At 63.3% G+C, this 20,155-nt stretch carries 18 protein-coding genes and 1 tRNA gene; 11 read left to right on the top strand and 8 right to left on the bottom strand.

Annotated features, from left to right (window positions below; translation table 11 throughout):
• Positions 1–33 precede the first annotated feature (33 nt).
• Both ACR0AO_RS09920 and ACR0AO_RS09915 read right to left on the bottom strand, forming a co-directional pair.
• Positions 34–978 (bottom strand): ornithine cyclodeaminase family protein, encoded by a 945-nt coding sequence (locus tag ACR0AO_RS09920; protein ID WP_480602972.1) that lies wholly within the window; start codon positions 976–978, stop codon positions 34–36.
• A 21-nt stretch (positions 979–999) separates the two neighbouring features.
• Positions 1,000–2,274: an alpha/beta hydrolase gene (locus tag ACR0AO_RS09915; RefSeq protein WP_480602970.1), complete on the bottom strand. Its 1,275-nt coding sequence runs from the start codon at positions 2,272–2,274 to the stop codon at positions 1,000–1,002.
• Positions 2,275–2,433: 159 nt separating this feature from the next.
• Here ACR0AO_RS09915 and ACR0AO_RS09910 point away from each other — a divergent pair, with 159 nt between their 5' ends.
• On the top strand, positions 2,434–3,066 hold the full coding sequence (locus ACR0AO_RS09910) for a hypothetical protein (protein WP_480602968.1): 633 nt from the start codon (positions 2,434–2,436) through the stop codon (positions 3,064–3,066).
• 73 nt (positions 3,067–3,139) lie between these two features.
• On the opposite strand, the gene clpB is transcribed toward ACR0AO_RS09910, so the two are convergent.
• Entirely contained in the window at positions 3,140–5,758 is a 2,619-nt protein-coding gene (clpB, locus tag ACR0AO_RS09905; RefSeq protein WP_480602966.1) for an ATP-dependent chaperone ClpB, read from the bottom strand.
• A gap of 126 nt (positions 5,759–5,884) precedes the next feature.
• Positions 5,885–6,205, bottom strand: a complete 321-nt coding sequence (locus tag ACR0AO_RS09900; protein WP_480602964.1) for a hypothetical protein — start codon at positions 6,203–6,205, stop codon at positions 5,885–5,887.
• Between the two features lie 151 nt (positions 6,206–6,356).
• Between ACR0AO_RS09900 and pyrF the strand changes: the two genes are divergently transcribed.
• The 3 genes from pyrF (at position 6,357) to ACR0AO_RS09885 (ending at position 9,212) form a co-directional block, all read left to right on the top strand.
• Entirely contained in the window at positions 6,357–7,061 is a 705-nt protein-coding gene (gene pyrF / locus ACR0AO_RS09895) for an orotidine-5'-phosphate decarboxylase (protein WP_480602962.1), read from the top strand.
• A gap of 499 nt (positions 7,062–7,560) precedes the next feature.
• The gene (locus ACR0AO_RS09890) at positions 7,561–7,797 is read left to right on the top strand and encodes a hypothetical protein (protein ID WP_480602960.1); all 237 of its coding nucleotides are present in this window, start codon (positions 7,561–7,563) and stop codon (positions 7,795–7,797) included.
• Between the two features lie 161 nt (positions 7,798–7,958).
• Positions 7,959–9,212 (top strand): DNA polymerase IV, encoded by a 1,254-nt coding sequence (locus ACR0AO_RS09885; protein WP_480602958.1) that lies wholly within the window; start codon positions 7,959–7,961, stop codon positions 9,210–9,212.
• Between the two features lies 1 nt (position 9,213).
• Here the strand turns inward: ACR0AO_RS09885 and ACR0AO_RS09880 are convergent, their stop codons facing one another.
• Together ACR0AO_RS09880 and ACR0AO_RS09875 are read right to left on the bottom strand one after the other, a co-directional pair.
• Positions 9,214–10,311 (bottom strand): adenylate/guanylate cyclase domain-containing protein, encoded by a 1,098-nt coding sequence (locus ACR0AO_RS09880; protein WP_480602956.1) that lies wholly within the window; start codon positions 10,309–10,311, stop codon positions 9,214–9,216.
• Positions 10,312–10,440: 129 nt separating this feature from the next.
• Positions 10,441–11,301, bottom strand: a complete 861-nt coding sequence (locus tag ACR0AO_RS09875) for an N-formylglutamate amidohydrolase (RefSeq protein WP_480602954.1) — start codon at positions 11,299–11,301, stop codon at positions 10,441–10,443.
• Between the two features lie 148 nt (positions 11,302–11,449).
• Between ACR0AO_RS09875 and ACR0AO_RS09870 the strand changes: the two genes are divergently transcribed.
• The 7 genes from ACR0AO_RS09870 (at position 11,450) to ACR0AO_RS09840 (ending at position 17,045) form a co-directional block, all read left to right on the top strand.
• A tRNA-Val gene (locus ACR0AO_RS09870) sits at positions 11,450–11,524 on the top strand.
• 89 nt (positions 11,525–11,613) lie between these two features.
• Complete coding sequence (gene ykgO, locus ACR0AO_RS09865; protein ID WP_008755722.1) at positions 11,614–11,739, top strand: type B 50S ribosomal protein L36; 126 nt, start codon at positions 11,614–11,616, stop codon at positions 11,737–11,739.
• A 176-nt stretch (positions 11,740–11,915) separates the two neighbouring features.
• Complete coding sequence (locus ACR0AO_RS09860; RefSeq protein WP_480602952.1) at positions 11,916–13,076, top strand: WD40/YVTN/BNR-like repeat-containing protein; 1,161 nt, start codon at positions 11,916–11,918, stop codon at positions 13,074–13,076.
• Between the two features lie 37 nt (positions 13,077–13,113).
• A complete protein-coding gene (locus ACR0AO_RS09855; protein ID WP_480602950.1) occupies positions 13,114–14,721 on the top strand; it encodes an arylsulfatase in 1,608 nt (535 codons plus the stop codon).
• A 118-nt stretch (positions 14,722–14,839) separates the two neighbouring features.
• Positions 14,840–15,856 (top strand): Fe(3+) ABC transporter substrate-binding protein, encoded by a 1,017-nt coding sequence (locus ACR0AO_RS09850; protein ID WP_480602948.1) that lies wholly within the window; start codon positions 14,840–14,842, stop codon positions 15,854–15,856.
• A 119-nt stretch (positions 15,857–15,975) separates the two neighbouring features.
• Positions 15,976–16,530, top strand: a complete 555-nt coding sequence (locus tag ACR0AO_RS09845; RefSeq protein WP_480602946.1) for a helix-turn-helix domain-containing protein — start codon at positions 15,976–15,978, stop codon at positions 16,528–16,530.
• Complete coding sequence (locus tag ACR0AO_RS09840) at positions 16,527–17,045, top strand: N-acetyltransferase family protein (RefSeq protein WP_480602944.1); 519 nt, start codon at positions 16,527–16,529, stop codon at positions 17,043–17,045. Before ACR0AO_RS09845 ends, ACR0AO_RS09840 begins: the two co-directional genes overlap by 4 nt.
• A gap of 10 nt (positions 17,046–17,055) precedes the next feature.
• Here the strand turns inward: ACR0AO_RS09840 and ACR0AO_RS09835 are convergent, their stop codons facing one another.
• Both ACR0AO_RS09835 and ACR0AO_RS09830 read right to left on the bottom strand, forming a co-directional pair.
• The gene (locus ACR0AO_RS09835; protein ID WP_480602942.1) at positions 17,056–18,723 is read right to left on the bottom strand and encodes an ABC transporter permease; all 1,668 of its coding nucleotides are present in this window, start codon (positions 18,721–18,723) and stop codon (positions 17,056–17,058) included.
• 83 nt (positions 18,724–18,806) lie between these two features.
• Positions 18,807–20,027 (bottom strand): phenylacetate--CoA ligase family protein, encoded by a 1,221-nt coding sequence (locus ACR0AO_RS09830; protein ID WP_480602940.1) that lies wholly within the window; start codon positions 20,025–20,027, stop codon positions 18,807–18,809.
• Positions 20,028–20,155 lie beyond the last annotated feature (128 nt).

Raw genomic sequence — 20,155 nt, 5'->3', positions numbered from 1 at the left:
CCCTTTTGTTTGTCGCAGGTTTGTTGAGGCCAGTCAGCCCGACGCGCTGCGATAGGCGAGCGCAGCCACGGCCAGATCGCCGATCGCCAACCCGCGAAACACGAACGCGGTACGGCGTGTGGGGACGAAGCGGTCCGGAGTATCGCCCGCGACCAGTGATGACAGGTCACCCGAGATCAGGCCCGGCGCGACCATCGGCTTGTCCATCGCCGCCTCCTGCTGCTGATCGTCCACATAGATGGCGCCAAATGTCAGCATCTTGCCGGGAAGCCATGGCAGGGCCAGATCGGTGACGGTGGCAAACGCGCCGGGTTTCAGCCAGCTGGCGTCGAGAAACGGCTCGATATCATAGTTCAGCGTGACTGATGTGACCACGATATCCGCGCCCTCCAGCGCCGCGCGCGGGTCGGCGACGGCCTGCGCGGCCAGCCCCTTGTCGCGGGCATAGGTGCAGAACGCCTCGACGTTGGCGGGAGTGCGGCCATGCGCGCGCACCTCGGACAGCGGGAACAGGTCGGCGAAGGCGTCAAGATGGCTGCGCGCCTGCACCCCGACGCCGACGAAGGCCGCCACGGTGGAGGCCGGGTTGGCCAGTCGCCGCGCGGCCACCGCGCTGAGCCCCGCTGTTCGCACCGCCGTCACCCAGCCGGCATCGAGCACCGCCCGCAACGCGCCGGTTTCACTATCGAGCAGCATGATCGCGCCATTGATTGCGGGCAGGCCGCGCCCGGGGTTGTCCGGGCTGACCATCACCGATTTGACGGCGATGACGGGCGGCGCATCGGCAACGGCAAGCGTCGCCATCATGTATCGCCCGTCGCCGGGCAGGATGGCCGCCTTGGGCGCTGTCCACAAGCGCCCGTCCGCCTGTTCGCGCAGGGCCTGTTCGATGCAGTCGGCAATCCCGGACGGCGGGATGTTCAGCGCGGCAAGGCGCGCGTCGGACAGATAATCGAAGGGCAGATGCGCGTCGGGCATGGCGAGAGGTCCTCCTTGGAATCAGTTCAGGAGTGGCAGAGTCCGCAGCCGCTCGGGGTAGTCCGCCGGGAATTGCCAGATGGCGTTGCCCTGCGGGCGCACGAGGCCGCGTTTGGCCGGAGAGGCGCCACGGCTGAGCGTCAGCAGGATGTCGCTGCTGGCCCAGGGGGCCGACCGGAAATACCAGTGCCCGTTGCCCGCATCCGCGCCCGGCGCGTCGGTGGCGTTGATCAGGGCAAGGCGGTTTTCGGCCAGCAGTTTCCGCTGCAGCCAGTCGGGCGTGGCCTCGGTTCCCGCGATCTGGCCCAGGCGGTTCTGGCCAAAGACGAATTCGGACAGGCCCAGCGCCGCGTCGCTGCCGGACATATAGATCGACAACTGGTCCATGCCGTCCAGAATACCGTCCGCCAGCGCGTTGACGAAATAGAGCCGGTCGAGATCGCTGCCGATCAGCACCACCTGCCCAAGTTGCGCGCGCCCCTCGCCCTGCAAAGCGATCTGATAGGCGGTCTCGAACACCAACCGCGATCCGGCGCTGTAGCCGATCAGATGCACCCGCCGCGCCTGGGTTCGGGTCGACAGAAACTCGATCAGTTCGCGCAGGTTGCGGCGGGTGGCACTGGCTGTTTCCAGATCGCGGAAATAGGCGAAACGGCTGGGCGTGGCGGGCCAGTTGTAACTGACAAAGGCGCCGCGATAGCCCAGATAGTGCTGCAATTCGCGCGCCACCAGCGTGGGATATTCGAAATCGACATTATAGCCGTGCACATAGATCACAACGTCGCGGCCGCCCGACAGCGACAGTTGCCGGTTGATCGCACCGGCAAAGTCGCGCGCGGCGCGGTCGGTCTGGGCCTGATCGATCTCGGCCCCGGTCCGGTCCGAGATGGAAAACGGCATCGGTCCGAATTCGCGCACCGCGACCACCGAGAGGCTGCGTTCGGTGTCATCCTGCCCGGTGGAGATCCGGCGCAGGGTATCCCAGTCGCCCGCAGGCGGGGTCATCGCCACATCCACCGTCCCGGTGCGCAGCACGAGGCCTCGGTCGTTGGCGTAGAAATCCGAGGCATCCTCCGGCCCAGCGACCCGGCGGTCGGTGGCATAAAACAGCTTGGCCTGCTGCGCCTTCCGGCGTGCGGTGGCCGAGGCGAAGGGATCGAGCGTGCCGCCCTCGTAAACCGTGGGCGGCGGCATGAGGGCGATCTCGTTATAGGATGTCTCGCCACAGGCCCCCAGCGCCGTGGCAAGGCAGAGCCCGGCAATCCATCGCTTGATGCGCCAATTTGAGATCCGCATATTCCCCCCGATCTGGCGGAATGACTAGAGCATAAATGCCGGGGCAAAAAAAGCCCGCGCCGACGTAGCGCACGGATCGGGCGAAATGTCGGGTGTTATGACGGTCCTGATTGAACTAGCGTCGGGCAGAATTCGGTTAAGTATTTGAATGGAAAATCAATGTCAGAAGACAATTCGGGAATCTGGGCGAGCTTGGCGGGGTTTGATCCGAGCACAAATAGGTTTTTTACCAGTGATGTTGAGTATCGAGACAAACAGCTTTCTTCCGATATTCGACATCGCATCAACAGAGGCGAGCCTCTACCTCCTGAAAGCTTCGCCAAAGAGATGTATGCCGACTACAAGGATACTATTCATAAACGCCAGCCTCACCTATTTCGCGTTGGTCCTTTTTGGGTTGTGTCTTCGCAATGCGCAGGGGTCTTGCGGCAATTTGATCTTGGGCAAGGCGGGCTGTATCCCACCCGGTTGTTTCAGTTCGACCGGAAAACGCCCGTTGAAGGCGAGTATTATTGTCTGAACATCGGAAATACGAAAAAGACCGCACTTCCGGAAATTTCGTCGGGTGTGGAGTATCTTGAAGTGGCGAAGGTCTGGTTCGCTTCTCCGGTCCTACAGGATGATGAGCTGATGGTTCTGCCTTCCGCGTCTTCCGGCCCTGACATTTGGATCGATCCGGATTTCGAGAAACGAATATTCTTCCTCAGCGATCTGCTGGCGCGTGCGCTCAAGAAAGCAAAGGTCTCACCCAAGTTCGGATTGCGCAGGTGCAAATCACACCTTTTGAACTAGAGAGGGTCAAATGCCAAAAAAACCCGCCGTTTCCGGCGGGTTTCTTGTTTCAAGTGGCGAGTGGCACCGCCCTTTAATGCACCACCGCATCATCGGGACGCGGCCGGTCGGAGGTGCCCAGCCGATCACCGATGATCAGCCCTTCGGACCCGGCGGAGACGGGGACGGTTTCACCATCCCTGATCTCGCCCCCCAGCAGTGCCTCGGCCAGCGGGTTCTGCAGGGCGCGCTGGATCACGCGCTTGAGCGGACGGGCACCGAACACCGGGTCATAGCCTTCGTTGGCCAGCCATTCCCGCGCGCCGTCGTCCAGCGCCAGCTCGATCTTGCGACCGGCCAGACGCTTTTGCAGGCGGGCAAGCTGAATATCGACGATGCCGTCCATATCCTCGCGCTTGAGCCGGTCGAAGATGATCGTCTCATCCAGACGGTTGAGGAATTCGGGGCGGAAATGCGCCCGCACCGCATCCATCACGTCACGCCGCGCCTGGCTGCTGTCGGCGCCCTCGGGCAACTGGCTGAGCGCCTGGCTCCCGAGGTTCGAGGTCAGCACGATCAGCGTCTGCTTGAAATCGACATGGTGACCCTGACCGTCGGTCAGAACGCCATCGTCGAGCACCTGCAACAGCACGTTGAACACATCCGGATGCGCCTTTTCGACCTCGTCGAACAGCACCACCTGATAGGGGCGGCGGCGCACGGCTTCGGTCAGCACCCCGCCCTCGTCATAGCCGACATAGCCCGGAGGCGCGCCGATCAGGCGGGCGACCGAGTGTTTCTCCATGAACTCGGACATGTCGATGCGCACCATCGCGGCGTCGTCGTCGAACAGGAATTCGGCCACGGCCTTGGTCAGTTCGGTCTTGCCGACGCCGGTGGGGCCGAGGAACAGGAACGAGCCCAGCGGGCGGTTCTCGTCGTTCAGCCCGGCGCGGGCACGCCGCACGGCATTGGCCACCGCGTTGACGGCGGCGTTCTGACCGATGACCCGGCGGTGCAGGTCGTTTTCCATCCGCAAGAGTTTCTCGCGTTCGCCCTCGAGCATCTTGGCGGTGGGGATGCCCGTCCAGCGTTCGACCACGGCGGCGATCTGTTCGGGGCGCACGGTTTCCTCGGCCATCAGGCCGCTTTCCTCATGCGCTTCGGCCTCGGACAGTTGCTTTTCCAGACCGGGGATCACGCCATAGCTGAGCTCACCCGCCTTGGCGAGGTTGCCTTCGCGCTTGGCGATGTCCAACTCGGCGCGGGCGCGGTCGAGCTGTTCCTTCAGGTCGCGGGCCGAGGCCAGCTTGTCGCGCTCGGACTGCCACTGGGCGGTCATCTCGGCGCTGCGTTCCTGCAGGTCGGCCAGATCCTTTTGCAAGGTGGCAAGCCGATCTTTCGATGCCGCGTCGTCTTCGAGTTTGAGCGCCTCTTCCTCGATCTGCATCTGCAGGATGTTGCGGTCGAGCTGGTCCAGTTCTTCGGGTTTGCTGTCCACCTCCATGCGCAGGCGGCTGGCGGCCTCATCCACGAGGTCGATCGCCTTGTCGGGCAGGAAGCGGTCGGTGATGTAGCGGTGCGACAGCGTCGCCGCCGAGACCAGCGCCGAATCCGAGATGCGCACGCCATGGTGCAGCTCGTACTTCTCCTTGATGCCGCGCAGGATCGAGATGGTATCCTCGACCGTGGGCTCCTGCACCACGACCGGCTGGAACCGGCGGGCAAGGGCGGCGTCTTTTTCCACGTATTTGCGGTATTCATCCAGTGTGGTGGCGCCGATGCAGTGCAGTTCCCCGCGCGCGAGCGCCGGTTTGATCAGGTTGGCGGCATCCATTGCGCCTTCGGATTTGCCGGCACCGACCAGCGTGTGCATCTCGTCGATGAACAGGATGATTTCACCTGCGGCCTCGGTGACCTCGGTCAGAACCGCCTTGAGGCGTTCCTCGAACTCGCCGCGGTATTTGGCACCGGCGATCAGCGCGCCCATGTCGAGCGCGAGCAGCTTCTTGTCCTTGAGCGATTCCGGCACATCGCCATTGACGATGCGCAGGGCCATGCCCTCGGCAATCGCGGTTTTACCGACGCCGGGTTCGCCGATCAGAACCGGGTTGTTCTTGGTGCGGCGCGACAGAACCTGCATCGAGCGGCGGATTTCCTCATCGCGCCCGATGATCGGGTCGATCTTGCCTGCGGCGGCGGCCTCGGTCAGGTCGCGGGCGTATTTCTTGAGCGCGTCATAGCCCTCTTCCGCCGAAGCGGTATCGGCGGTGCGGCCCTTGCGGATGTCGTTGATGGCCTCGTTGAGCTTCTGGGCCGTGACGGCCCCGGCCTCCAACGCCTCCTTGGCCTTGGATTTGACCATGCAGAGCGCCATCAGAACGCGCTCGACGGGGACAAAGCTGTCGCCCGCTTTCTTGGCGATCTTTTCGGCCTCGTCCAGCACCTTGGCGGTCTGGCCGTCCAGATAGACCTGACCGGCATCGCCGCTGATCTTCGGGATCTTCGACAACGCCACATCCAGCGCCTCGACGACGCGGGCCGGTGCGCCGCCGGAGCGGGAAATCAGATTGCTCGCCAGCCCCTGATCGTCATCCATCAATGCTTTGAGAATATGTGTGGGCTCCAGCCTCTGGTGCCCCTCGCGCAGTGCAATGGTCTGCGCGGCCTGCACGAAACCACGTGCCCGCTCGGTGAACTTCGACAAGTCCATCTTTATCTCCTTTTCCAAGCGCCCTGTTTTGTTGCGCCCGCTTGGCGGCACGCGTCTGTCTGGGCCTCGCATTCAATTTGGGGAATATCGCATCGGCTTCAAGAGGCTAGCGGTCAGAAATCGGCGTCAACCGCGTGGTATCGTGAAAACGGTATAGCCACCGGTTTCGGCCACCTGCTGCGCATTGTACATTTCAACAAGCGAGTTCTCTGCCTCGCTGCCTGTCGGGCAGGAGACAAGATCGGCGGTGTGGTCGAGGAAATTGGCGGTAAATTCGGTTTCCCCGGTCAGCTGGCACCAGTCGTCTTCCGAGCGATAGCCACGCACAAGGCGCAGATCATCATTGGTCAGTGCCGGCGCGGCACCGGTATCAGAACCACCGCGCTGCGGAGCTTGATCACAGGCTGCGAGTGCCACAAACAGTGAAAGTGCAGTCCGCATAGTCATCCCTGGGTCCCTCGGTTTGGCTTTCAGCTAAAGTTGCAGGCACGATAGCACAATCCGATATCCGCGCACTGACTTTGGTTCCGTGAACCAAACATGGACAGGCCGCCCCGAACCCGCTAGGAGGCAGGCGTTTGCCAAAAGGAGCGCCCCGATGTCCGATGACCGCCTGATCGTAGCCCTCGATGTTCCCAATGCCCTGCAAGGGCTGGCCATGGCCGAACGGTTGGGGGACAGCGTTTCCTTTTACAAGATCGGGCTGGGGATGCTGACAGGCGGAGGTCTGGCGCTTGCCAATGAGCTGAAACAGGATCACGGCAAGCGCATCTTTCTGGACATGAAGCTGTTCGACATCGGCAACACGGTGGAAAACGCCGTGCGCGGGCTGGCGCAGTTCGATCTGGATTTCCTCACCGTGCATGGCGATCCGCACGTGGTGCGCGCCGCGAAAGAGGGCGCATCGGGCAAGGACCTGAAGATTCTGGCGGTGACCATCCTGACCTCGCTGGAACGTTCCGATCTGGATGCGGCGCTGATCAAGCCGGGCGATGTGCGGGATCTGGTGATCGAGCGGGCTGCCAGGGCGTTCGAGGCCGGGGCCGACGGTGTCATTGCCAGCCCGCAGGAGGCCGCATTGATCCGCGCCCTGCCACAGGCGGAAGGGCGTCTGATCGTGACGCCCGGTGTGCGCCCGGCGGGGGCCGATCTGGGCGATCAGAAACGCGTCGCCACCCCGGCCAGCGCAGTTGCAGACGGCGCGGATCACATCGTGGTGGGCCGCCCGATCTATCGCGCCGCGGACCCGAAAGCCGCCGCCGAGGCGGTTCTTTCCGAGTTAAATTCTTTGACCCGGCACTGATCCGTCACCGGGATTCCGGGGCCAGAACGGGTCCGATGGTCCTGCAACGAATTGACCTTACGTCAGTTTTTCGGACAGCCGCGCCAAATCGTCTCTGTGCCTGAAAACACACATCAAAAGCTCGAGTTTTGGCGGTGTTCCGCCAAAGCTTTCGAAATCCGCGGATTCGGGCGATTCTAGGGGCGGAATACTCCCCGACGGGCCACCTCTTCCTGAGGTCCGTTACCTTCCCCCCGCGCCAATGCGGGGGGTCTTCTTGTCGGGCGCTCCACCCATTGCTCATGCTTTTGCCTTTGAAAGGGAACCCCGCAATCGGTCCGCAAAATGCGGAACGGCCAGAGGGTTTTCCAAATAGAGTTCCGGCGGCATCAGATGCCACCCCTGAAGCCTTCGAGGCGCTCATTAGACATCTCGCCAAGGTGGGCAAACAATGTATGATCAATTTTGTGACCGTTCGTTTGGGGAGAGGTTTCGCGAGTGCAACTGAGGGAGAACAAGAATGGAAGAGGAATTTATCTTTAGAAAAACAGTCGAAGCTGGACCGGGCGAAGAGAGAAGCAGCGGGCCGGGCGCCGGAGACGTGCCGATTTTACACACTGGCTGGACCCATCTGGGGCCGGCAAAAGTAAATGGCGACTTCGAATTCACAACGGATGCTGATTTGGACGATATCTCCGGGGACTTTGTCCTTCAAATCAACATATACACCAATCCTGTTGAGCTGGAGTTTATTTGAACCGGCCCTTTTCTGGCCGGTGTCCGTGATACGAATCAATTCCTGCCATGTTGCGGCCAAGGCCCCACGAACGCGGCAAATGCGGCTAAAAAGTGAGAGCCTTGGAACGGAATCGCATGTGGTATAGTCGAGATCGAAACGTGCCATTCTGAGGATCGTGTATGCCGGGCCTGTGCCGTGATTGCCTGAGCCGTTTCGAGGACGCGCGGCGCTGCCCGTCCTGCGGCAGCCCCCGTGTGAAAACACATCCGGAGCTATTCGATCTGACCATCGCGCATATGGATTGCGACGCGTTCTATGCCTCTGCGGAGAAGCGCGACAACCCCGAACTGGCAGACAAGCCAGTGATCATCGGCGGCGGCAAGCGCGGGGTGGTGTCAACCGCGTGCTATGTGGCACGCATTCGGGGTGTACGCTCGGCGATGCCGATGTTTCAGGCGCTGAAACTGTGCCCCGATGCGGTGGTGATCAAGCCGCGCATGTCGGTCTATGCGGCAATCTCGAAACAGATCCGCGCGATGATGGATGAGTTGACGCCGGTGGTGGAGCCCCTGTCGCTGGACGAGGCGTTCATGGATCTGTCGGGCACCGAGCGGCTGCATGGCGCGCCGCCAGCGGTGATGCTGGCGCGGCTGGTGAAGCGGATGAAGGACGAACTGGGGCTGACGGGCTCGATCGGGCTGAGCCACAACAAGTTTCTGGCCAAGGTGGCGTCGGATCTGGACAAGCCGCGCGGGTTTTCGGTGATCGGCCAGGCCGAGACGGCGGCGTTTCTGCATGACAAGCCGGTGCGGCTGATCTGGGGCATCGGTCCGGCGGCGCAGGAGTCGCTGGAGCGCGCCGGTATCCGCAGCTTTTCCGATCTGCTGCGCTGGGAGCAGGAGGCGCTGACCGCCCGGTTCGGCTCGATGGGTTATCGGCTGTGGCATCTGGCGCGCGGGCAGGACAAACGCAAGGTGTCGGCGCATGAGCCGATGAAGTCGATCAGCAACGAGACCACGTTTTTCGAGGATACCGCCAGTCTGGACATTCTGGACGGGCATCTGTGGCGGATGGCCGAAAAGGTGGCCGATCGGGCCAAAGCCAAGGATCTGGCCGGACGGGTAGTGACGCTGAAGCTGAAAAAGGCCAATCACAAGATCCTGACCCGGCGGGTGTCGCTGCGGGACGCGACGCAAATGGCCGACCGCATCTATCGCACCGCAAGGGGGCTGTTCGATCAGGTCGGCGATCAAGGCCCATATCGGTTGCTGGGCTGTGGCCTGTCGGATCTGTGCGACGCGGATCAGGCGGATGTTTCGGGCGATCTGCTGGACCCCGGTGCGGTGCGGCGGTCAAAGGCGGAACGCGCCACGGACGAAATCCGCAAACGGTTCGGCAGCGACGCCATCGTCAAGGGGCGGTCGCTCAGATAGGTCAGCCCGCGGCGCGCCAGCCGGTTAGGCTGTAGGTTTCAATCGGGTTGGACAATCCTTTCAGGGTCAGCGCGCCAATGGATTGAGCCGTGACCTGATCTTCGACTTCCATCAGGGCACGCTGGCCGATGAGGATCTGATCCTCGCCCGCCGCATCGCACAAACGGGCCGCGATGTTCACGACACCGCCGATCGCGGTGTAATCTGCGCGGCCCTTTTTCCCCACCAGCCCCATGGTCGCGTGGCCGCTGTCGATGCCGACACCCAATCCGACGGAATGGCCCATACGCCGCCACGGCGCGCAGATTTCCGAGAACGCTTCACGGATGTCCAGCGCCAGTGATACCACCTGTTGCACTGGTTCGTCGCACGGCACCGGGTCATTGAAGAACACCATCAGCCCGTCGCCCGAGCGATAGCCGATGGTACCGCCCCGCTCGGCCACCAGCGTGCCGGCGCTGTCGTGGAAGCGGCGCAGGATGTCGATGACGTCCTCGGGCTCCAGCGCTTCGGACAGGGCGGTGAAGTTGCGGATGTCGCAGAACAGGCAAGCGATATACCGGCGGTGAATCCGCAGCAGATCCTCGCGCCCGTCCGCGACCACGGCCTCGGCGATCTGGGGGGCCAGGAATTCCTTGAGCCGTTCCAGCCGCCCGATCTCGCCCGCCTGTTGTTCGACGCGGGTCTCCAGCTGCGCATTCAGGGCCGAGATTTCCGCCGTCTGCGACTGCACCGTGCGGTTGAGATCGCTAAGCAGGATATTCTGGTTCAGCAAGGTGGCAATCACCAAAAGCACATAGGCCAGCGCCTCGATCCGATGGTCGTAACGGACATAGAGCGTGACGATCAGGATCACGACCGCCGCGACGGCAAGGGCAAGCGGCAAGGCGCGGTTGTGGCGCGCATAGTCGCGCCAGACGAACCAGGTGGCCACCAGCGCCAGCCCCCACATGAACACCGCCTGCACATGCGGGTTGAAGGGCACGGCCTGCACGTTGAACAGGGTTTCGAGCGCAAAGCCGACATAGCACGCGATCAACGAGGCAAAGGCCGCAACCGTCGCCGCCCCGCCAAATGAAAAGGCGGAACGCGCGAGCATTGGAGACATGAAGCCCGGGAATTCGCGATGTATCATGGCCGTACAGCCCGTCCTTTGTCACATCAGACTAGGTGGGTTTCGGCAATGGGTCAAAACTTTGCGGGGCGCGGCTCCTGCCCTGCAGCCCGGTCATTCGGCGGCCAGCGGCACCGATTTCTGTCCGATGGCCGCGATTTGCGCGATGACATCCCGCAGGCGCGCGCGGAAGGCGCGATAGTTCCCGTTCGGCACGATCTGCTTTTCGTCGATGTAAAGCGAGCGGTCGATCTCGATCTGCACCGCGTGCTGCTGGCGGGAGGGGCGGCCATAGGACTGGGTCACATAGGCACCGGCAAACGGCGTATTGCGCATCACCTTGAACCCGGCCTCGGCAAAGGCGGCTTCGATCCGGTCCACCACCTCGCCCGAGGCGGAGGCGCCGAAGCGGTCGCCCAGTACGATCTCGGGGCGCCCCGAAGGCTTGCGATCCAGATTGGTCACCGCCTCGTGCGGCATCGAGTGGCAGTCGATAAGAATCGCCTGCCCGAAGGCGCGGTGCGACTCGTCCAGAAGCGACTGCAACCGGGCGTGGTAAGGTCGCCAAAAGGCGTCGATCCGGTGCCGGGCCTCGTTCATCGTCAGCTTGCCGCGATAAATCGCGCGCCCGTTGGCCACAACCCGGGGAATCACGCCCAGCCCCGAGGCCACGCGCGGATTGTGGCCGTGCTGGCGGGCACCTTCGATCACGGCCGGGTCAAGCTCGTCCGCGCTGCGGTTGAGGTCGAGAAACGCGCGCGGAACGGCCCCCTTGATCAGCGGCGCGCCGAATTCCGTCGCCGGTTCGAACAGCAGATCGACAAAGGCGTCCTCGGACGAGCGAATCACATGCTGATTCAGAACCGAACGCCGCAACAATTCCGGCGGATAGCTGCGGCCGCTGTGGGGCGAGGAAAATACCACGCAGGAAGTGCGATTCGCGGGTGTACTGAGATGATAGGCGACGTTCTGCATGGACTCTCCTTGTCAGGAACGAACATAGACCGGAAAATTGTTCGGCCAAACCCCTTGATCCCCCTCGCGACTCCTTTTATAGACCCCTCCACCGGCGCGGGGTTCCGCGCCCCATTTCGTTATGGGGCAGGTTTCGCAAAGGTCATGTGGGCGGTTAGCTCAGCGGTAGAGCACTTCGTTGACATCGAAGGGGTCACAAGTTCGATCCTTGTACCGCCCACCATCTATTCACTGCTTCGGGCTTCCGGGGCACCCGCTAACCCAGGCGCTGGCCACGTCCTTGATGAAGGCGCCGCAGATTGGAGACAGACCATGAAGGTCAAGAACTCGCTCCGCTCGCTGAAGAACCGGCACCGCGACTGCCGGATCGTGCGTCGCAAAGGCCGCGTTTATGTGATCAACAAGACGCAGCGCAAGTTCAAAGCTCGCCAGGGCTGAGAATTTTGCATATCGGTTGTGAAAACCGCGCCTTCGGGCGCGGTTTTTCGTTTTTGGCACTCCTCCAACTTTCGACGCCAAGGTTGGCCGGGCCAAGCTGCCGGTGAGTACAGGCGCAGATGCTTCGGTGCCGGTCACGTGTTATCCTTGGGCCAGAACAAGGGAGCGCGGATGACATGTCGGGATCGGACATCAAGGTTCTTGTGGGCACCACCAAGGGCGCATTCATCGTGAATGGCGGGGCGGATCGGTCCGGCTGGACGGTCAAAGGCCCTTATTGCGACGGCTGGTCGATCAACCATGTGATCGGCGACAGCGAGACCGGCACGCTGTGGGCCGGGGGCGGCAGCGACTGGCATGGCGCGGGGGTCTGGCGGTCGGACGATGGCGGCGACAGCTGGGAGGTCACCCGGCTGACCAAGGGCGAGCAGGACGAGTGGGCCGCAAACGATCCGGGCTTTGCCGAGATGATCGGATGGACCGGCGACCCGCTGCCCTTTGACGACCGGTTCTCGCAGATCTGGTCGCTGCGCTATGCCCATAGCACGCTGCTGGCCGGAACCAAACCGGCCCGGCTGCTGGCCAGCCGCGATGGCGGGCACACGTGGGAGACATTGGATGGGCTGACGGACCATCCTTCGGCGGACAGCTGGAACCCCGGCGGGGCGGGGCTGGTCCTGCATACCATCCTGTCCGATCCCGCCGATGCGCAAAAGCTGTGGGTCGGCATCTCGGCCGCCGGGGTCTTTGCCACCGAGGATGGCGGCGAGACCTGGGAGCGGCGCAACCGGCTGTCGAACGCCGATGCCTGCGGGCATCACGACCACCCGGCGGCACCGCGGGACGGCGAGACCGGGCATTGCGTGCACAACATGATGCGGGCGAACGGGTCAGCCGATCTGCTCTATCAGCAGAACCACCACGGCGTCTGGCGCTCGGGCGACGGGGGCCGCAGCTGGGAGGATATCACCGAGGGCCTGCCCTCAACCTTCGGATTCCCGATCCATGTGCATCCGCGCGATCCCAACATGATCTGGACGCTGCCCCTGAACGGCGACAGCATCGGGCGGTTTCCGCCGGATGCGGCGGCGGCGGTGTGGCGATCCTGCGATGGCGGCCAAAGCTGGCAGGATCACCGGCAGGGGCTGCCGCAAGAGGGCTGTTTCTTTACCGTGCTGCGGCAGGCGATGGCGGGCGACACGCGCGATCCGGCGGGGATTTATTTTGGCACCAACAGCGGCTCGGTCTTTGTCAGCACGGACGAAGGCGCAAGCTGGGACGAGGTGGCCCGGCACCTGCCGACCATTCTGGCGGTCGAGGTGCTGGACCAGGCGTAGCCCCGGCGCCCTCAATTCCCCATTGGCAGGAGCCCACATGACCCGAAAACCCAATGTCATCCTGATCCTTGCCGACGATATGGGATTTGCCGATCTCGGCTGCACCGGATCCGAGATCCGAACCCCCAATATCGATGCGTTGGCGCGGGACGGCGCGCTGCTGACGGCGATGTATAACTGCGCCCGCTGCTGTCCGACGCGCGCCGCGCTGCTGACCGGGCTTTACCCGCACAACGCCGGGATCGGGCATATGGGCGCCGATCTGGGCACGCCCGCCTATCGGGGGTTCCTGCGCAATGACGCGGCCACCATCGCCGAACATCTGCGCGCCGCCGGATACCGCACCTGCATGTCCGGCAAATGGCATGTGGGCGGCGACTTCATGGCGCGCGAGGTCGACAGCTGGCGGGTTGGCGACATCGACCACCCCACCCCGCGCCAGCGCGGGTTCGACCGGTTCTATGGCATCGTGGACGGGGTCACCCATTTCTTCTCGCCGCATTACATGCTTGAGGATGATGCCCGCGTCGAAACCTATCCCGACGATTTCTACTTCACGGACGCGATCACCGACAAAGCCATCGGGATGATCGAGGAATCGGTGGCGATGGAGCAGCCGTTCTTCCTGTATCTCGCGCATACCGCGCCGCATTGGCCGCTGCACGCCCATCCCGAGGATATCGCCCGCTATGACGGTGTGTACGACAGGGGCTGGGACGCGACCCGCACCGCCCGGCACGAGACGATGAATGCGATGGGGCTGTTTCAGGCCAACTGGCAGATCAGCCCGCGCGATCCCGACGTGCAGCCCTGGGCGGCCGAGCAGAACCGCGATTGGGAGGCACGCAAAATGGCGACCTATGCCGCGATGGTGGACCGGATGGATCAGTCCATCGGCACGCTGATCGCCGCGCTGAAGCGGCTGGGCCAGTTCGAGGACACGCTGATCCTGTTTCTCAGCGACAATGGCGGCTGCGCCGAGTTCATGGCCGAGGATGGCTGGGCCAAGTTCTTTCCCGACACCACCCATGACGGGCGGCGGATCACCATGGGCAACCGCCCCGATGTCATGCCCGGCGATGCGCTGACCTATCAGAGCTATGACAAGCCCTGGGCCAATGTCTCGAACGCGCCGTTCCGGCTGTTCAAACACTATGTGCACGAGGGTGGCATCTCGACCCCGTTGGTGGCGCATTGGCCCAAGCGGATAGGGGCGCGGCAGCCAGTGCATGCACCCTGTCACGTGGTCGATATCCTGCCCACCATTCAGGAAGTCACCGGCGCGCAATACCTGTCCGAGCTGGGCGGGCACCCGATCCAGCCCTGTCAGGGTGAAAGCCTGCTTGCGCTGCTTGGCGGCAAGGCGTGGGAACGCGAGCAGCCGATCTTTTTCGAGCACGAAGGCAATTCCGCAATCCGGCTGGGTCAGTTCAAACTGGTGCGCCTGCATGGGCGGGACTGGGAACTCTATGACATGGAAAGCGACCGGACCGAGCTTAACGACCTGATCCGCGGTGAAGGCCAGCGTGCGCGCGCGCTGACTCGGCAATATCAAGACTGGGCGGACAAGGTCGGCGTTCTGGACTGGAACATCGCTCTGCCCCGGCTGCTGGCGGCCTGGGAAATGGGCAATGCCGAAGGTTGATCTCTGCGACGATTTATTCCGAGTAATTCTGTCAGAATACCTTGCATCCCGTGTCAGCTTTGGTAATTGAGAAAATCAGTCAGATTATGTCCACCCCTAAATCAAGTTGGAAACCGTCATGATGAAATCACCCGCCTGTATCGCCGCTGCGCTGACGGCCCTTGTCGCCACTTCGGCCATCGCCGAGGGGGAGCTGAACATCTATTCGTCGCGCCACTATGATACCGACGAGCAGTTGTATTCGGAATTCGAAGAGGCCACTGGCATCACCGTCAACCGGATCGAGGGCAAGGCCGACGAACTGATGGCCCGGATACAGGCCGAGGGCGCAAACTCGCCCGCTGACATCTTCCTGACCGTCGACACCTCGCGCCTGGCCCGCGCCAAAGAGGCCGGTATCCTGCAATCGATCGACAGCGCGGTACTGGAAGACCGCATTCCGGCCAACCTGCAGGATGCCGACAACCAGTGGTTCGGGTTCTCACAACGCGCGCGCATCATCTTTTTCGACAAGGCCGAAGTCGCCAACCCGCCGGCGACCTATCTGGATCTGGCCAAGCCGGAATACAAAGGGCTGGTCTGCATCCGGTCTTCGACCAACACCTATAACCAGACTCTGCTGGCCTCGATCATCACCAATCACGGCACTGACGCTGCCCGCGAATGGGCAGCGGGTGTCGTTGGCAACATGGCCCGCGATCCGCAGGGCGGCGACACTGACCAGCTGCGCGGCATCGTGTCGGGCGAGTGCGAAATTGCGGTGTCGAATTCGTATTACTTCGCCCGCGCTCTGCGCAAGGACATCAAGGGCCTGACCGCCGATATCGATATGATCGGCATCCAGTTTCCGGCACAGGACGCGCAAGGCGCGCATATGAACCTGTCCGGCGCCGGTGTCGCCGTCAACGCCCCGAACAAGGAAAACGCCATCAAGTTCCTGGAATATCTGTCCAGCGACTCGGCGCAGGTCTATTTCTCGCGCGGCAATGACGAGTTCCCTTCGGTGCCGGGCGTCCCGCTGGCCGAGAACGTCGCCGCGCTGGGCGAGTTCAAATCCGATGACGTGAACTTGTCGGAAGTGGCCAAGAACATCCCCGAGGCACAGAAGATCTTTAACGAGGTCGGCTGGAAGTAAGCCGCACAAAAAACGGGCAGTAGCAGGCGCGGGAGAACTCCCGCGCCTGTTTTCCTTTGATTATTGTTCTATTTCAATGCAGCATTCCCATAATTGAAAATATTTCTCGGATTAGATCAATGCTGGATGACCTGTCGGAACGCCTTGCGGGGCATTTGAAGGATCTGCGGCTGGGGCGGGGCTGGTCGCTGGATCAACTGGCCAACCAAAGCGGGCTCAGCCGGGCGACGCTGTCACGGATGGAAAAGGCCGAGGTCAGCCCGACCGCCGAGAGCCTGGGCCGGCTGTGCTCCGCTTACGGGCTGCCGATGTCGCGTTTGCTGATGATGGTCGAGGACAGTTTCGCCCCCAGGGTGCCTTTCGAACACCAACCGGAATGGACCGACCCCGAGACGGGTTACACCCGACGGGCGGTTTCGCCGCCCGCTGCGGGGCTGAATGCCGAGGTGCTGGAATGCCACCTGCCGTCGGCCGCCGCCATCGCCTATGACACCCCGCCAAAGCCGGGGCAGGAGCATCATCTGGTGATCCTCGATGGTGCGCTGACGCTGACGCTGGACGACACGCCGCATCACCTGAACGCGGGCGATTGCCTGCGATATCACCTGTCGGGCCCCAGCCGGTTCGAAACCGGCCCGCAGCGCGGCGCGCGCTATATGCTGGTGCTGATATGATCGCGCGGGCGAACGGCGCCGAACTGCCGGCGGTTCTGGACGAACTTGCCGACATCCTGCACGCCAGCGTTCACGCGGGCGCAAGCGTCGGGTTCATCCTGCCCTTTTCCCGGGCCGAGGCGCGCGCCTATTGGCAGGACCGGGTGTTTCCCCCGGTTCGCTCGGGGGGCGTCGACCTGTTTCTGGCGCGCGAAGGCGGCCGCGTTCTGGGAACGGTGCAGCTGGCGAAAGCGACGATGCCCAATCAGCCGCACCGGGCCGATGTGGCCAAGCTGCTGGTGCACCCGGGCGCGCGGCGGCGCGGTCTGGGCCGGGCGCTGATGCACATGTTGGAGGCACGCGCGCGCCAGCTCGGCAAGACGCTGTTGGTGCTGGATACCCGCAGCGGCGATCCTTCAGGCCGACTTTACCAAAGTCTCGCCTTCGAGGTGGTGGGGGAAATCCCCAACTATTGCCGCAACCCGTTTGAAGACGTGTTCGAGCCGACGACCTATATGTACAAGGAATTGATCTGAGGCGGCGCCTCTAGCGCTGGCGCCCGACCTGTCGGCAGATCAGGATCACCGGCAGCAGACCCACGGCAAGGATCACCAGCGACGGCACCGCCGCCCCTTCCAGCCGTTCATCCGAGGCCAGCCGGTACGCCTGCACCGCCAGCGTGTCAAAGTTGAAGGGCCGCATGATCAGCGTCGCGGGCAGTTCCTTCATCACGTCGACAAAGACGATCAGCAGCGCCGTCAGCAGCGACGGTGTCAGGATCGGCAGATGCACCCGCCGCAATGTGCCCAGCGGGGTCTGGCCCAGCGACCGGGCGGCGGCGTCCATATTGGCGTGCACCATGCTCTGCCCGCCCTCATAGGCGCTGAGCGCGGCGGCCAGAAAGCGCACCGTATAGGCCGCCACCAGCAGCCAGATCGACCCGGTGACCAAAAGCCCGGTCGAGACCCCGAAGGTGTCGCGCATCCAAGCATCCAGCGCATTGTCGAAACCGGCAAAGGGCACCATCAGCCCCACCGCGATCACCCCGCCCGGAACCGCATAGCCCAGGCGCGCCAGATAGGCCGCCCCGGCGGCCCTGCGTCCCGGTTTCAGGCGCTGAAAAAAGCCCACGCAGATCGCCGCGCCCACCGTGACAATCGCCGCTGTTCCGGCCAGGATCAGCGAATTGCGGACAAAGCCGATATAGCGCCGCGACAGCAGGTTCTGTTCCGACTCCAGCCCCATCTGGATCAGAATCACGACCGGCAACAAAAAGCCCAGCAGCACCGGGATCGCGCAGAGAACAAAGGCCGCGACCGACTGCCACCCCTTGAGCTGCGCTGCGGGCATGGTGGCATGGCGCTTGCCGGCCTGATAGTATTTCGCCTTGCCGCGCTGGGTGCGTTCGGCCACGGCCATGACCAGCGCGATCCCCAGCAGACACAGTGCCAGCTGTGCCGCCGCCGCGCGGTCGCCCATCGAAAACCAACTGGTATAGATGCCGGTCGCGAAGGTCTGCACCCCGAAATAGGCGACGGTTCCGAAATCGGCGATGGTCTCCATCACCGCCAGCAGCACACCGCCCGCGATTGCCGGGCGCGCCATCGGCAGCGACACCCGCCAGAACGCGGTCCACGGGCTTGAACCCAGCGCGCGGGCGGCCAGAAAGGCGGTGGCGCTTTGCTGCAAAAACGCGGCGCGGGCCAGCAGATAGACATAAGGATAAAGGACAAGGATCAGCATCGCCGCCGCGCCCTCGGTCGAGCGGATTTCCGGGAACCAATAGTCACGCGGCCCCCAGCCCATCACCTGCCTGAGAGTCGCCTGAACGATGCCGGGGTGATCCAGCACGAAAGTATAGGCATAGGCCAGCACGTAAGCGGGAAAGGCCAGCGGCAGGACCAGCGCGATCTCCATCAGGCGCACGCCGGGAAAGCGCGTCATCGTGACCAGCCACGCCGCCCCGACGCCCAGACAGAACGTGCCGGTCGCGACCAGCGCCACCACGACGGCGGTGGTTCCCAGATAGCGCGGCAGCACCGTTTGGATCAGATGGGTGATCGTATCCGTGCCGCCGGTCAGCGCCGCAAACGAAACCGCCACCATCGGCAGCAGACAGGCCAATGCGATGGCATAGGCAAGACCCCCAAGTACCCGGGTTCCAAGCGCGTTACGGTGGCGCGAGCCGTGTTCTGCGTATTCGATCTCAGCCATGATCCCAAAAACAGCGAAGCGGGGCGTCCTTCCCCGCCCCGCCCTTATTCGAGCAATTCAGTCGGAATTACCAGAGCCAATGCTCAGTCGTAAACCCGCTGATCCTCGATCACCAGCCCGTCCTTGGGCAGGGTGCCGGGGGCGACGACCTCGACCGCGCCCTTGAGTTTGAGCACCTCGACCACCGATCTGGCATAGGCGGAACTGTCCTGGCTCGGGCTTTCGATGCGGACGGTCATCGTGTCCATTTCCCCGTCCCGCGTGGCGATGACGCGCGCCTTGACGATCTCGGAGTGCTTCTCGACCAGCGCCGCCACCTGTTCGGGCCGGACGAACATGCCCTTGATCTTGGTGGTCTGATCGGCGCGGCCCATCCAGCCCTTGATCCGCAGGTTGGTGCGGCCGCAGGGCGACTGCCCCGGCAGAATGGCAGAGAGGTCACCGGTGGCGAAGCGGATCAGCGGGTAATCGGGGTTCAGGGAGGTAACCACGACCTCGCCCACCTCACCCGGCGCCACCGGCGTGCCGGTGCCGGGAGTGACGATCTCGACGATCACATGCTCGTCGACGATCATCCCCTCCATCGCGGTGCTTTCATAGGCGATATTGCCCAGATCCGCGGTGGCATAGCTTTGCAGACAGGTGATACCCCGGTCGGCGTATTCCTGGCGCAGGCTGGGGAACAGCGCACCACCCCCGACAGCGGCCTTGGAAAACTTCAGGCTGACGCCCATCTCGTCGGCCTTGTCGAGGATCACCTTGAGATAGTCCGGCGTGCCCGCATAGGCGGTGCAACCCACATCGCGCGCGGCGGTCACCTGCAACTCGGTCTGGCCGGTCCCGGCGGGCAGAACGGCGGCCCCGACGGCACGGGCGCCGTTTTCAAAGATCATGCCGGCGGGCGTCAGGTGATAACCAAAGCAATTCTGCACGATGTCGCCCGTCCCGATTCCCGCCGCATGCAGAAACCGGCCCATGCGCCACCAGTCATGATCGACGCCACCCGGCTCATAGATCGGCCCCGGCGACTGAAAGATTTGGGCAAACCCATGCGCGGGCTTGACGGTAAACCCGCCGAAGGGGGGATGTTCGGACTGCGCCCGGGTCAGCTCGGACTTGCGCAGAACGGGCAGCGCCACCAGTGCCTCGGGGGTCGTGACCGCCCCTGCATCGACATCCTGCAACGGGGTTGCGAACCCCGGAGCCGCCTGAGCACGGGCGATCTGCTGCGGCAGTTCCCGAGCGAGACCAGCGGCGCGTTCGTCGGCCGAGCGGGTTTCGAGCGCATCAAAATGCTGTGTCATGGACAGGTCCTCCATGCGCTGCGCGGGGCGCGACAGCTTGCCTGATTGAGATTGTGTTGACCTTGGGGCAAGTCTCTGCATGCCATCGCATACAATTTGACCCGACCACATTGAAAGAACGGAGAGAG

The sequence above is a fragment of the Ruegeria sp. AF8 genome, from assembly GCF_056541825.1.
The sequence above is the reverse complement of the archived record's forward strand: the minus strand, read 5'-3'. Positions and strand labels throughout refer to the sequence as shown.